The organism is Roseateles sp. T103 (assembly GCF_057219915.1).
In genome coordinates this window covers 1-13,161 of the sequence record NZ_JBXVVS010000007.1, presented here as the reverse complement: position 1 = coordinate 13,161, position 13,161 = coordinate 1, and the positions used below count along the sequence as shown (strand labels likewise).

The window sequence follows — 13,161 nt, the reverse complement described above, 5'->3', positions numbered from 1 at the left end:
AAAGGGGTCTGTGGCTACCGAAGGCATCGGCCACGATGCCGGTGGGCGAGCAGAGCCCCCAGGTTTCCACCCTCGGGAAACACCCCATTCCTGGGCGACAATGCGCGCTGTTCACGCGCGCGCGATCTTTAGGGGCTGCAGGGTGAGTCCGGAAGCGCGCGCCACCCGCTCAGAACCCCTTGGAGAGAGGTAGAAGACATGATTGTGTTGAAAGCCAGCCAGGACAAGCTGCTTGCCGCACTGCAGGCGGTGTCCGGCATCGTGGAGCGGCGCCACACCCTGCCGATCCTGGCCAATGTGCTGATACGCAAGCAAGGCTCGCAGGTGGAGTTCACCACCAGCGATCTCGAGATCCAGGTGCGCACCACCGTCGAGTTCGACGGCGACGCCGGCGCGCTGTCCACCACCGTGGGTGCGCGCAAGCTGATCGACATCCTGCGCTCGATGCCGGCCGACCAGACCGTCAGCCTGACGAGCAACCAGAACAAGATGACGCTGCAGGGCGGCAAGAGCCGCTTCACGCTGCAGACCCTGCCGGCCGACGACTTCCCGCTGGTGCAGGAAGCGGCCGACTTCGGCCCCGCCTTCAGCGTGCCGCAGAAGACGCTGAAGGGCCTGATCAACCAGGTGCACTTCGCGATGGCGGTGCACGACATCCGCTACTACCTGAACGGCATCCTCTTCGTCGCCGAGGGCAAGAACCTGACGCTGGTCGCCACCGACGGCCACCGCCTGGCCCTGGCCCAGGCGCAGCTGGAAACCGACATCCCCAAGCAGGAGGTGATCCTGCCGCGCAAGACCGTGCTGGAGCTGATGCGCCTGCTCAAGGACGGCGGCAAGGGTGGCGAGGACGAGAACCAGCCCATCGAGATGCGCTTCGCCGGCAACCAGGCCAAGTTCAGCTTCTCGGGCATGGAGTTCGTCACCAAGCTGGTCGAGGGCAAGTTCCCCGACTACAACCGCGTGATCCCGAAGAACCACAAGTTCCGCGTCACGCTGGGCCGTGCGCCGCTGCTGGCCAGCCTGCAGCGCGCCGCCATCCTGACCAGCGAGAAGTTCAAGGCCGTGCGGCTGAGCTTCACGCCGGGCCTGCTGTCCATCGCCTCCAGCAATGCCGAGCAGGAAGAGGCCAAGGAAGAGATCGAGATCGACTACGACGGCGACACCATCGAGACCGGTTTCAACGTGACCTACCTGATGGACGTGCTGCAGAACATGCCGCAGGACATGGTCTGCATCGACCTCAACGACAGTGCCTCCAGCGCACTGATCACCATCCCCGAGACCAGCGGCTTCAAGTACGTCGTGATGCCGATGAGGATCTGACGATCCTCATCGGCTGCGCCACGAATGTGGCGCACCCCCTGCCCCCGCCGCGCGGGGGTTCTAGACAGTCAGTTGTAGCGGCCGCTTCGCGGCCTTGAGTACCTTGCCATGAGCGATTCGACCACCCCCGAGAACACCCCCGCCCCGACCCCGGCAGCCAGCAGCGGCTACGGCGCGGACTCGATCCAGATCCTCGAGGGCCTGGAGGCGGTGCGCAAGCGCCCCGGCATGTACATCGGCGACACCTCCGACGGCACCGGCCTGCACCACCTGGTGTTCGAGGTGGTCGACAACTCCATAGACGAGGCCCTGGCCGGCCATTGCGACGACATCGTCGTCACCATCCACACCGACAACAGCATCAGCGTCATCGACAACGGCCGTGGCATCCCCACCGGCGTGAAGATGGACGACAAGCACGAGCCCAAGCGCAGCGCTGCCGAAATCGCGCTGACCGAGCTGCACGCCGGCGGCAAGTTCAACCAGAACAGCTACAAGGTCTCGGGCGGCCTGCACGGCGTGGGCGTCTCATGCGTGAACGCGCTGTCCAAGTGGCTGCGCCTGACCGTGCGCCGCGACGGCAAGGTTCACCACATCGAGTTCCGCAAGGGCGTGCCGCAGGACCGCGTGCTGGAGATGCGCGACGGCTTCGAGGTCAGCCCGATGAAGATCATCGGCGACACCGACAAGCGCGGTACCGAGGTGCACTTCCTGCCGGACACCGAGATCTTCCAGCAGAACAACGACTTCCACTACGACATCCTCGCCAAGCGCCTGCGCGAGCTCTCCTTCCTGAACAACGGCGTCAAGATCCGCCTGGTCGACGAGCGCAACAACAAGGAAGACAACTTCGCCTACGCTGGCGGCGTGAAGGGCTTCGTCGAGTTCATCAACAAGGGCAAGACCACGCTGCACCCCAACATCTTCCACGCCATGGGCGACAAGGTGTCCGAGCAGGGCACCAACATCGGTGTGGAAGTGGCGATGCAGTGGAACGACGGCTTCAACGAGAACGTCCTCTGCTTCACCAACAACATCCCGCAGCGCGATGGTGGCACCCACCTCACCGGCCTGCGCGCCGCGATGACTCGCGTCATCAACAAGTACATCGAGGACAACGAGCTGGCCAAGAAGGCCAAGGTCGAAGTGGCCGGCGACGACATGCGCGAAGGCCTGGCCTGCGTGGTCTCGGTGAAGGTGCCCGAGCCCAAGTTCAGCAGCCAGACCAAGGACAAGCTGGTCTCCAGCGAGGTGCGCGCGCCGGTGGAAGACATCGTCTCGCGCCTGCTCACCGACTATCTGCTCGAGAACCCCGCCGACGCCAAGATCATCTGCGGCAAGATCGTCGAGGCCGCCCGCGCCCGCGAAGCCGCGCGCAAGGCCCGCGAGATGACGCGCCGCAAGGGCGTGCTCGACGGCCTGGGCCTGCCCGGCAAGCTGGCCGACTGCCAGGAGAAAGACCCCTCGCTGTGCGAGATCTACATCGTCGAGGGCGACTCCGCCGGCGGCTCCGCCAAGCAGGGCCGCGATCGTAAGTTCCAGGCCATCCTGCCGCTGCGCGGCAAGATCCTGAATGTGGAGAAGGCGCGCTACGAGAAGCTGCTCACCTCTAACGAGATTCTTACGCTCATCACCGCTTTGGGCACCGGCATCGGCCGCGGCGCCGGCAGCGACGACTTCAACCCCGACAAGCTGCGCTACCACCGCATAATCATCATGACCGACGCGGACGTGGACGGCGCCCACATCCGCACCCTGCTGCTGACCTTCTTCTACCGCCAGACGCCCGAGCTGGTGGAGCGCGGCCACATCTACATCGCGCAGCCGCCGCTGTACAAGGTCAAGGTCGGCAAGCACGAGCAGTACCTGAAGGACGCCCACGAGTTCGACGCCTTCCTGCTGAAGGTGGCGCTGCAGGACGCCAGCCTGGAAACCGGTGACGGCGCCACCAAGCTCAGCGGCGAAGCGCTGGACGCGCTGGCGCGCAAGTACGTGGCCGCGCAGAGCGTGATCGAGCGCCTGTCCAGCTGGATGGACGGCGAGGCGCTGCACGCCCTCGCCGGCGGCCTGGCGCTGAAGATCGACAGCCGCGACGACGCCGAAGCCAGCGCCGCTGCGCTGAAGGCCGCGCTGCACGACGCCGAAGTCACGGTGGAAACCGACCCGCGCACCGACAAGCTCTTCCTGAAGATCGCGCGCATGCACCACGGCAATGTGCGCGCCAGCGTCATCCACGCCGACTTCGTGCACGGCGCGGACTACGAAGTGCTGGCCGACGCCGGCCAGAGCTTCCTCGGCCTGATCAAGGAAGGCGCCGTGGTCCGCAAGGGCGAAGGCGAGAAGGCCAAGGAAGCCAAGATCGGCGACTTCCGCGCCGCCATGGCCTGGCTGATGGCCCAGGCCGAAGGCAGCATCGGCCGCCAGCGCTACAAGGGCCTGGGCGAGATGAACCCCGAGCAGCTCTGGGAAACCACCATGGACCCCAATGTGCGCCGCCTGCTGCGCGTGCAGATCGACGACGCCATCGAAGCCGACCGCGTGTTCACGATGCTGATGGGCGACGAGGTGGAGCCGCGCCGCGACTTCATCGAGAGCAATGCCTTGAGGGCGGGGAACATCGACGTGTGAGCCCGGGTGTAAAGCGTCGCATATATCGAGAATCAGAGCCACATAACCTGAGAACGGCGATGATTGTTCGTCTCAGGCGTCTGGACCTGTGCCAATCGCGGAGTACTGGTCGCAGGTCAATTGCTGCTTGCGAGGCCGTGCTGCGGATGGTGAGAGTTTGCTAAAACTGGCCCAAGATGGGTAAATCTTGGTACTGAACCACCAATTGGCGTGTCCAACGCGAGAGGGTTGAATGCCCGACCAAGCTCTTGCTAAGCCGCATCGGTGGCCCAATGCCTCGCTGCAAGTAAGCGCTCGCATGGCAAGGGTGCGGTTGAAAGGTACGGAACCGGAGCAACGTCTCTGCCGATTCCTTGTTGGTCACGGTTTTGAATTCACCGTAAACGATTCATCCCTTCCCGGAAGTCCGGATATCGTGTTTGCGGACCATAAAGTTGCCGTCTTCGTACATGGGTGCTTCTGGCATGGTCATGTAGGATGTGGACGAGCGAAGGTTCCGCAAAATAACCATGATTTATGGGTGGCAAAAATTAAAGCCACCGTCAGGCGGGACCGCCGGGTGTGCAGGGCACTTCGCAATGCCGGATGGAGCGTGCTGACGTTTTGGGAATGCCAACGGGCCGAGAAGGACATGCGCCGCCTTCTTCAAAGACTTCTCCAAAGGATGAAATCATAGGCACGGTTCGGACATATTGATAAACACCTGCATTTGTAGCGCGCACAAGTTACTCGAGGGAGCAACAAATGTTCATAGCTCAGCCGGGGCATAGCTTCAATATCCTCATTTGTCAGGAGCTGCTCGCTAAGCAACTGGGTCACAGAAAATGGAACATCGCTGAGTTTGCTGTTGCTTGGGCAAACTATTCTGGCGTGAGCAAAATGTTTGACCAGATGCGAGATTTTCTCTCCGACGGTGGTCATATACGAGTGACGGTGGGCCTGGATTTTGGGAGTACGACCTACGAAGGTTTAGGTCGCCTCCTGGACCTTGAGCATGGAGCAGACATGACTTCACATGTCTTCTTTGACGAAAACCCGGCCTGCACATTTCATCCAAAAGTATTCCTGTTCAGTAGTGATGATGAGGCCCGTTTGTTGGTTGGCTCTAGCAACATGACGGGTGCGGGATTGGAAACTAACATCGAGGCGGCATTGTGCTTCTCCGGGGATTTGCGCGACGATACGATTCGTGGCGCTCGTCATGCATTGGCGGCTTGGCGCGACGAAGCGAGCGATTCGAGGACTCGACGTTTGACCCGGGAGTTTCTTGAGCAACTCCGAGAGCGTCGATATGTCCTAACTGAAGAAGAAATGCGCACTCGTCGCAGCTCTGGCGATAGCCATAGGGCTTCGCCAGAGTCGCCGCTCTTCGGAAGGAGTTCGACGCGCCCACACAGACCCGGCCGTCTGACAGCAGGGGAAAGCACGAAAGTTGGGCGTACAACCGGTTCGGCTCTTGGTGAAGTGCTACTTATGCGCGTCAGGCCTCGCCGAGATGGAGGCCAAGTCCAAATTTCGATGAGGATTCTAGAGGCCTCATTTTTGCATGGCGTCGAGAAAGTCGTTTCGGTCGATGGGACTATTCGGGAAATCGGCTACAACATCGCGAGAGGAGTTCGCAATACAGCGCGATTCGAAGCTCCGGAGATGCGTGGCATGAAGAATCCGGTCGCCAGATTCCAATGGGTGAATATCGGGCATGGTAATCGCCGGCCCGATAGAGTTCTACAGTACGAGATTTTCGATGCGCACAATCACCCTGAAGGCCGCACCATTTTAAGGAAACTCGTGGAGGGAATTACTTCTCCGCCCTTAACCAAACTTGGAGAATTGAGTCAAGAGGAGACCGTCCTTTCCACTGGAAATCAGGCCAATGCGCAGTGGTATAGGCTGGATTCTGTTTGAAGGACGAGTGCCTGGTCAGGCGGTCTCCAGTTGTGACTTAAGTCGGCGCCGTTTTTTGGGCGCCTCGCTCGTCATGGAAGATGCTCTTATCATCATTCGACAAATTTTCTCAATCAGATATGGCGGCACAGATTCTCCGATAACTTCGGCTATTTGAGCCGTGCTGATGTCTTTTCCGTTTACTTTGAACGTGTACTCGTAACGACTGATGGTTTGGAGTACCATTGCTTCATACACTGATAGAACTCGGTTCTGGCTAGGGTGAACCTTGTTGTCCGAGGCTTCGTAGATGAAATTCTGCGTAAGGGTGCGCGCCGTCTCGTCCCAGCTCATTCTTCGGTAAGCTGAATGAAAACCGCGTAGCAGCCGTGGCCTCCCCTCTTCCAATACATGAGGTCGCGGCAGAAGGTGTCCGCATGCGTGGCAGTAAATCGGAATCTCCTTGGAAGAAACCCATTTCCCATCAACTTTGACATCCTTGTGCCCGGGATTGGTCTGGCTCTTACAGGCGCGGTTGATGCACTGATTGTTGAAGGCTGTGTCACCCTCCTTGGTGTGCTTGACCCAGTGAAACTTCAAGTCAGTCATCACGGGTACGTAGTGGTAAGAGTGAAACCAACGGGCTTCGTTCTTCCCCAACTTGGCCTCAAGTGGGGGAACGGAACCAATTGCGTCTCTTAGTGTTGTCCGAGGCTCCCTCATCTCTGAAGAGAAGAAGCTCCCATCATTACGCTCGTAGAGCGCCTTGCCGGCTGGGTCGCGAGTGAAGATTGTGAGCAACCTTTTTCGACGTTGTGGAACGCCGAAGTCTTCGCACGCAATGACCTCTGCACCACCAACGTAGTCTGGTCCGAGGCGTCGTCTGACGTACGCGATGATGTTCTCGGACCGGTGCTCAGTGGTTCGAATTTCCGTCTTCTCCATTCCTGGCACGTTCTCGAGGAGAAGCCATCTTGGTCTTAGGGCGACCGCGACATCCATTGCTGGAATCACAAGTCGGTTACGTTGGTCCTCTTGATTGCGTCGACCCAAAGCTACTTCGGAATTGAGCTTGCCCATCCCATTGCTCGACATGCCCTGGCAGGGTGGCGTTGCGTACAAGAGGAAAAGCTCTTCTGTGCCCAGCAGGGAGCGAGCCCGCTCGACGAAGTCTGTTTTCTTGTCAGAGATGTCGCCCTCTAGCATCTCGTGGGCGAAGTTGGCTCTGTACAGCGCAGCGCGTGCAGGCAGGAGTTCATTGGCGAGAACTATGTCTAAGCCTGCCGCTTGGATACCGAGCTCGCCGATGCCGGCAGAAGAAAAGAGGCTGGCAGCCTTCAGCCGTGATACACGGCGCGTATATGACATTTCAGTATTCCCCAATTCCTTGAGCATCTAGCAGCTGTTCAATGATTGGCGCAAATGCCTCACCAAATAATGGTGGAACCGCATTGCCAATCTGGGAGGCGATATCCGTCTTGCTCCCGGCGAAGACAAAGGAATCGTCGAAAGACTGAAGCCGTGCAGCCTCCCTAGGCGTAATTGCTCTATCGTCGATTGGGTGAATGCACTTGCTTGATGCCGGCGAAGTGAACTTCACAGTGATAGTGGTCGCTGGCTCATCAAAGGCTAGGCGCGAATAGCAGGAGCTGTAGCCGCTGCTGACCAAACCTTTTGGCAGCGCGTGAATGCTCGCGCCGGCGTGCCTGATGACTTCGAGCATCTTGGCGTTGTGTGAAGCAGCTTGATGGAGTGTGAGCCGTGAATTGGCGCCTCGCCTTCGGGCTGCCTGATAGGGTGTGACACTAGCAACCGGAGTTCGATATGAGGTCAGCGCTTCGCCTGACTTCAGACTCGGTAAGTCTGAAATTGCGTCGCGGACGGTAACGGGCGGAAGCCCAGAAGCCAGATTGACGAGGTACCTGTCTTTCAGTCTTGTACCGATGACCTTCCCGGCAAACCAATGGCTCGGGACAGGGAATGTCGGCACGATTCGAGAGCCAACATTCTTTCGGACTCCGACAAGGAAGAAGCGTTCGCGCTTTTGCGGGACGCCAAAGTTGGCCGCATTGAGAACTCTCCAGTCGACTTCGTAGCCGGCACGCTGAAAGGCTGCAAGCATTTCGGACACGAGCTTTCCGTCGCCTGCTGTCAGCATCCCGACCACGTTCTCCAGGAGAAAGACTCTCGGCCGCAACGTGCGCACGTACTTCACGAACTGCTTGTAAAGAGAGTTCCTAGGGTCATCCAGACCAGCACCGCGACTAGGGCGCAACGAAGAAAAGCCCTGACAAGGAGGGCCACCAACGATGACGTCGATGTTGCTTGCTCCTGTCAGAGTGAGCATTTCTTCCGGCGGGAGAGATTCGATTCTTTCGCATCGAATCTTTGCATTTGGATGGTTGAGTGCTGCCGTTCGCGCAGCTGCTTGGTCGGCGTCTACTCCGCCGACCGTTCTCAATCTCCGAGAAGCAGTCTCGATTCCATACGAAAGAGCTCCTGTGCCGCAGAACAGGTCCAACATGTTCAACGAGCCGGCCACCGATGATGTCGACTCATTTGTTGACGACTGGGTCCCATCGTGGAGGTCGGGACCGTCCGGCGCAAGGTCAGAGGTACTTGCCGCGCATTCTTCGAAGTTTGTCATCTGGTTCATCAGGAGCTTTTTTCAGGGGCGCCGACGCCATTCATGTCATAGACAGCGGCAAGTCCATGCTGTTCGCAATAGCCAAGAACCAGGTGCTCGACCATGTTCGCCATGCTTCGATGCTCTCGGCGCGCCGCAGCCTGTAAGGCGGCCTTGAGCGCCGGCGATACCCGAAGGTTCAGTGTTTCTGTCTTCTGCTCTGCTCCACTCATGTGCGGAAATATACCGCGTATGCGCTGTCTTTGTGCGCATTTAAGCGTCTCATGCGCGTTACAAACGATGCACAATCGCTGGGTTGCTGACCCATGAACTCAACAGCTACGCTGAGCATCAAACGATGCATAACGAGGCTTTCTCGCAGAGATGCAACTGTACGCGCATACAGTGCTGCTTGTGGGTGATTGATTTCGGGATAGTGCTGCGCGACTGGCCAGTTGACTCTAGACGCGCCGTCATTCGAGCATGGGAAGGGAGTGCATGCATCTTCCGCTGCAGTGCTTTTCACTGCCATCTATTGGGGGGGGGAAGTCTCGGGCGGCTTTGGGAAAGCGCCGCTGGTGGTGCCTCGGAGCAGAATTTCGGCGGCTTCGCAGACCGAATACATCGGCGGCTTGCAAATGGCAAAGTGGCGCGCGCATTTGCCAAATTACGTGAAAAAGTACTGAAAAGCTCGCTTCTCATTGGTTTTCTCGGGCCTGTGCCTACTTAGAATCTGCGCCGGTAGACCCTTGTGGCTACTGGTGAGCAAGGCTGGTAGTGGCCCACCGTGGAACGGACAGGTGTCCGTTGGTAGAGCACTGCGTTGAAATTTCGCTTGCCACAATCTGAGGCGGTCCTCGTTGGCCGCCAACGCTTCGGAAACTTCCACGCCGTATGCGTCCTGAGCTGTCCGACTCCCGGACAGGAGGATGCTTATGTCCGGAAATCGTGGAAGGGCTCAACCGCCCAACAATAGGTCAGGAGAGGCGACAAAGCCTCGGGGGCGCAATCGCCCAAATCCAAAGCCCTACGGTCGCCGCACTGGCAATAAGGGCGCCGATGTTGGCATTCGTCGAGTCGCGTCGACGTATGGAAAGGTGCTGCACCTCACCAGCAGCCCAAAAGCTTCAGACCGATTCGTCGTCGAGTCCGACTCCGAGCGGGTCATGTGTCAGCTCTTGACCTTGGACCCCCGCGTGCAGCGCTTTGCACCCCAGCCCTTCACAGTTGACCTTGTGGAGGGGCGCATTCTGCGGACGACGGAAGAAGTCGAAGCCGCACGGAAGCGTCACAAAGGCCGCGACGGCCGCAAGTTCTACACGCCCGACTTCGAGGTGTTCTGGTCGGACCGCCCACAGGGCGCGCTCGAAACAAAGCTTGAGGGTTTCGAAGGCGATGCAGAGTACGACGCAGCCCTTGAGTTGGCGGCAGCGATTCTTCGCACCGGAGGTTATGACTTGGCCAAGGTGGTCATTCCCTCGGGCGCCGGCAATCCCCTCAGATTCAATTTGCCCCTGCTGCGCAAGGCGATGGGGCGCGATGACCTACTGCCGAGTCAGGACCGAATCGCCGATATCGAATCGCTTCTCGACTCAGGGCCACGCACATTGCGTTGGCTATGCGCGGAGCTGCGCCTTTCTCCGAACTGCATTCCTGCTCTGCTCATCGCCGGGTTGCTGAGTGCAGACCTAGTACGTCAAACCATCTCCGGCGAAATGTTGCTCAGCGCAGCGTACGGGGACTGCACCCACCTATTTCTCTTTGAAGAGGTGGTGCGATGACTCTTGCCCTGCTGCTTCACGACGAGCTCGCACGACCTGGCGAGCAAAAGCCGCAATGGCGCGTCCTCAGCCCGACATCGATGTATGGCCGAGTCAAGCTGTACAACTGCGCTTCCAACCAAGAGGAATGGAAAGAGCTCTCGGAAATCAATGACGAGCTCGTCAACGACAACCTCAAGATTCGCCGCAAGGGTGTTCCGCGCGTTAGTCCGGCGCAGCAACCCGATGAAGGGCTGGAGGTCGCGCTGCAAAAGGTTGGCGAAGCCCTGCGCGAAATCAAGGCCCTTCAGGCAAAGCACGACCTCAGCTTCAAGAAGGCCTATGACATGGCCCGAGCGCAACGCGAGGCCGCAAACTACGACTGGTTTCCATCCCGCGCGAGCGCATACCGATATGCGGCCAAGAAACGCAATGGCACGCCACTGCTTGCGGGCGATGCCAACAAGGGAAACCGGAATCCTCGGTACGCCCCCGAGGTCGTGGAGCTCATCTGCGAGTATGCGAATGGCTTGTACTTGCAGCAGGACTCCAGTTGGACCCTGAGGACATTGTCGAATGCCATCAATCTGGCGTGTCGAGCTGCAAAACTCATTGCGGAGCGCGCCACTATCGGCCGCAGCTTCATCAGCAAGACCATCTTCGAGAACCTCTCCGTCGACCCCGAGTACGACCGGATGGACCCGAAGCTTGCCAAATCGGCAAGGGCCGTCGCCGCCTGCCGAATCAAAGTGACGTTTCCGTTCGAGCGTGTAGAGCAGGATGCCGTCCACCTTCCGATGGTCATCTCCACACCGCATGGCAATAGCAGTGACGTCTGGCTTGTTCATGCCATCGATTGCGGCACCGGTATGCCGCTGGGTCATCATCTGTGCATCGGCGCACCCTCCTCCTCGGAGGGCCTCCTGTGCGCCGAAAGCGTCTTCTATTCGAAGAGGCCCTTGTTCGAAAAGCTGGGGCTCGACATCGACGTTGACCCGCACGGAACCCCTCACCTCTATGTGTTCGACAACGGCCCGGAAGCTAAGAACGAACGCATGCATAGGCTCGTTCGGCTCGGCATTGACGTCATGCATTGCCGCTCGCACGAGGCCAACGGAAAGCCGTTCATTGAGCGGCTGAACAGGTCATTGAAAGAGGCGCTTGAGGTATTGGGTGGCTCAACCCGGAAGGACGGCAAGGACGGCGCACGAGACCCTGTCGCGCTTGAAGACGAGCTGATGACGATGGAAGAGCTCGAGCGCTGGATTGTGAGATGGAAGTACGAGCACTGGGCCAACGGTTCCCTCAAGCGCCACCTGCGCAGCCAGTTCATGGATACGGAGCGTCTCGGTGTTACGCCCAAGAGTCGCTGGCAAAGCATGTGCGGCGAGCTGGCCTTCGCCATGCCCATATCGCCGTCCCTGTCTGATTGGCGCCGAGTTCGGTTTGACCATGAGTCTCGGGTGCTGAGCCGGAAAACCGGCATCAGCTATGAAGGCTTCAACTACAAGGGGCCGACGTTGCCAGAGCTCGTTAACGCGCTCGGCGAGCAAGCGGTCGAAATCCTGGTGGACCCTGACGACTACCGGCAAATCTTCGTAGAAGTCGGCGGTGAGCATCCACCGGTGCCCTTGACCGAGGAATATGTCGACGACTCCAGTCCGGCATATTCGTTTGCCAGGGCCAAGGAACTGCTCAAGCAAGCGGAAGGCGCCATTGACCCATCTGCACTGAAGGCCAGGCAGAAGTTTGAACAGGACGTCGCCAGCTCCGGAGCAGCCTCACAAGCTGCTTCGAAAGCGAAGCGCAAGAGTAAAGCGGAGCAGAACCGCGAAGTAAAGACCAAGGCGAAGGACAGCATGGCTGTCCAGCGTGCCGTGACCCAACGCCTTGCGACCAGTTCGGGCTTCGAAGGCACCAACGGGGAGTCAACGGCCACCACTGGCTTTGACGCCGTGGCGGCATTGCCGGTTCACAGCCGTCGCAATGGAGCAGTGCAGCCATGAAATCTCCCGCCAACCTCCGCACCGCTGTCGAGGACATCGAACTGCACCATGCCGCTTTCGAGCCGCACTTTCGGTATCTCGAGAGGCGCATCGAAGATGCCATTGCCGGATACGGCTATCGCATTGAACGACTGATTGGCCCGTCACGGGTAGGCAAGTCCATGCTCTTCAAGGCCCTTGCGCGCATTTACCCGGCGCAGATGATTAATGGGCGGCGTGTGGTCACCGTTCTGCATGTTCCGCTGAAGAACTTTGTGTCGCCGCTCGCGCTGCCGACCACGGTCTTGAAGGCGCTGGGGGTGGCGGTCCCGCGAGGCAGATACAACGGGGAGGAGTTGCTGACCTTGATGCTGGACCAGCTCCGCCTTGCTGGTACTCGTGTCTTGCTCGTCGAGGAGGCCAGCCACGCTGTCGAACGGGGGTCAAGGGTTGACCCCCATGATGCAGCCGATTGGTTCAAGGGCGTCGCCGAGAGCCTCAACATGACGCTGTTGATGGAAGGGGTTCCCAGGCTCGAATTGCTGTTCGAATGCAACGAGCAGTTGCGGCTTCGCGCATCGCGACGCCTCGAATTCTGGCCGTACGACATCCGAGAGCCATCGGACAGAAGCGCATTTGCTGCTTGCGTCAAAACATATGCGGACCAGTTCGCCACTCACGGTTGGCGCATCGATGTACCTCTGAATACGCTGGTTCCGCACTGCTATCTGCTCAGTGGCGGTCGTGTCGGGGTGCTGGCCAAGTTCATGCAGGAGCTTGCCGCAATAGTGGATGGCCCCGAAGCCCGCACTCTGACGTGGAAGGACCTCAATGAGGCAGCCGAAATCATCGAGGGTGAATCGCCCCGGGTTTCCTAGACACCCGTGAGCCGGTGGGAATGGCGTCGTTCGAACTCTACCGGCGAAGTGTCGCCGGCAGTGCCGTGGCGCCG

Annotated in this window: 10 protein-coding genes; 7 read left to right on the top strand and 3 right to left on the bottom strand. The window is 59.3% G+C overall.

What is annotated here, in order from left to right; all coding sequences use genetic code 11:
* Positions 1-198 precede the first annotated feature (198 nt).
* The 4 genes from dnaN to AC2EBS_RS17085 all read left to right on the top strand — a co-directional run bounded on the left by dnaN (position 199) and on the right by AC2EBS_RS17085 (position 5,859).
* Positions 199-1,326, top strand: coding sequence for a DNA polymerase III subunit beta (gene dnaN / locus AC2EBS_RS17100; protein WP_484729660.1), 1,128 nt, complete (start codon positions 199-201; stop codon positions 1,324-1,326).
* Between the two features lie 108 nt (positions 1,327-1,434).
* Positions 1,435-3,954: a DNA topoisomerase (ATP-hydrolyzing) subunit B gene (gene gyrB, locus AC2EBS_RS17095; RefSeq protein WP_484729659.1), complete on the top strand. Its 2,520-nt coding sequence runs from the start codon at positions 1,435-1,437 to the stop codon at positions 3,952-3,954.
* 232 nt (positions 3,955-4,186) lie between these two features.
* Positions 4,187-4,630 carry a very short patch repair endonuclease gene (locus AC2EBS_RS17090; protein ID WP_484729658.1) on the top strand — a complete coding sequence of 148 codons (444 nt, stop codon included), beginning with the start codon at positions 4,187-4,189 and terminating at the stop codon, positions 4,628-4,630.
* 68 nt (positions 4,631-4,698) lie between these two features.
* Positions 4,699-5,859, top strand: coding sequence for a hypothetical protein (locus tag AC2EBS_RS17085; RefSeq protein WP_484729657.1), 1,161 nt, complete (start codon positions 4,699-4,701; stop codon positions 5,857-5,859).
* Positions 5,860-5,874: 15 nt separating this feature from the next.
* Here the strand turns inward: AC2EBS_RS17085 and AC2EBS_RS17080 are convergent, their stop codons facing one another.
* Genes AC2EBS_RS17080 through AC2EBS_RS17070 form a run of 3 tightly spaced genes read right to left on the bottom strand, consistent with a single transcriptional unit; the run spans position 5,875 to position 8,697 of the window.
* Positions 5,875-7,233: a DNA cytosine methyltransferase gene (locus tag AC2EBS_RS17080; protein ID WP_484729656.1), complete on the bottom strand. Its 1,359-nt coding sequence runs from the start codon at positions 7,231-7,233 to the stop codon at positions 5,875-5,877.
* Positions 7,208-8,494, bottom strand: a complete 1,287-nt coding sequence (locus AC2EBS_RS17075; protein ID WP_484729655.1) for a DNA cytosine methyltransferase — start codon at positions 8,492-8,494, stop codon at positions 7,208-7,210. The genes AC2EBS_RS17080 and AC2EBS_RS17075 overlap by 26 nt, the downstream gene beginning before the upstream one ends.
* Positions 8,494-8,697, bottom strand: coding sequence for a hypothetical protein (locus AC2EBS_RS17070; protein WP_484729654.1), 204 nt, complete (start codon positions 8,695-8,697; stop codon positions 8,494-8,496). The genes AC2EBS_RS17075 and AC2EBS_RS17070 overlap by 1 nt, the downstream gene beginning before the upstream one ends.
* An 864-nt stretch (positions 8,698-9,561) precedes the next feature.
* On the opposite strand from AC2EBS_RS17070, the gene AC2EBS_RS17065 reads away from it, so the two are divergent.
* Genes AC2EBS_RS17065 through AC2EBS_RS17055 form a run of 3 tightly spaced genes read left to right on the top strand, consistent with a single transcriptional unit; the run spans position 9,562 to position 13,087 of the window.
* Complete coding sequence (locus tag AC2EBS_RS17065) at positions 9,562-10,245, top strand: hypothetical protein (protein WP_484729653.1); 684 nt, start codon at positions 9,562-9,564, stop codon at positions 10,243-10,245.
* Complete coding sequence (locus AC2EBS_RS17060) at positions 10,242-12,230, top strand: hypothetical protein (RefSeq protein ID WP_484729652.1); 1,989 nt, start codon at positions 10,242-10,244, stop codon at positions 12,228-12,230. The genes AC2EBS_RS17065 and AC2EBS_RS17060 overlap by 4 nt, the downstream gene beginning before the upstream one ends.
* Positions 12,227-13,087, top strand: a complete 861-nt coding sequence (locus AC2EBS_RS17055) for a TniB family NTP-binding protein (RefSeq protein ID WP_484729651.1) — start codon at positions 12,227-12,229, stop codon at positions 13,085-13,087. The genes AC2EBS_RS17060 and AC2EBS_RS17055 overlap by 4 nt, the downstream gene beginning before the upstream one ends.
* The last annotated feature ends 74 nt before the right edge of the window (positions 13,088-13,161 follow it).

Coding starts and splice junctions, on each gene's coding strand:
- dnaN (WP_484729660.1), top strand. CDS start 199: ATGATTGTGTTGAAAGCCAGCCAGGACAAGCTGCTTGCCGCACTGCAG.
- AC2EBS_RS17075 (WP_484729655.1), bottom strand. CDS start 8,494: ATGAACCAGATGACAAACTTCGAAGAATGCGCGGCAAGTACCTCTGAC.
- AC2EBS_RS17085 (WP_484729657.1), top strand. CDS start 4,699: ATGTTCATAGCTCAGCCGGGGCATAGCTTCAATATCCTCATTTGTCAG.
- AC2EBS_RS17060 (WP_484729652.1), top strand. CDS start 10,242: ATGACTCTTGCCCTGCTGCTTCACGACGAGCTCGCACGACCTGGCGAG.
- AC2EBS_RS17070 (WP_484729654.1), bottom strand. CDS start 8,697: ATGAGTGGAGCAGAGCAGAAGACAGAAACACTGAACCTTCGGGTATCG.
- AC2EBS_RS17080 (WP_484729656.1), bottom strand. CDS start 7,233: ATGCTCAAGGAATTGGGGAATACTGAAATGTCATATACGCGCCGTGTA.
- gyrB (WP_484729659.1), top strand. CDS start 1,435: ATGAGCGATTCGACCACCCCCGAGAACACCCCCGCCCCGACCCCGGCA.
- AC2EBS_RS17055 (WP_484729651.1), top strand. CDS start 12,227: ATGAAATCTCCCGCCAACCTCCGCACCGCTGTCGAGGACATCGAACTG.
- AC2EBS_RS17090 (WP_484729658.1), top strand. CDS start 4,187: ATGCCCGACCAAGCTCTTGCTAAGCCGCATCGGTGGCCCAATGCCTCG.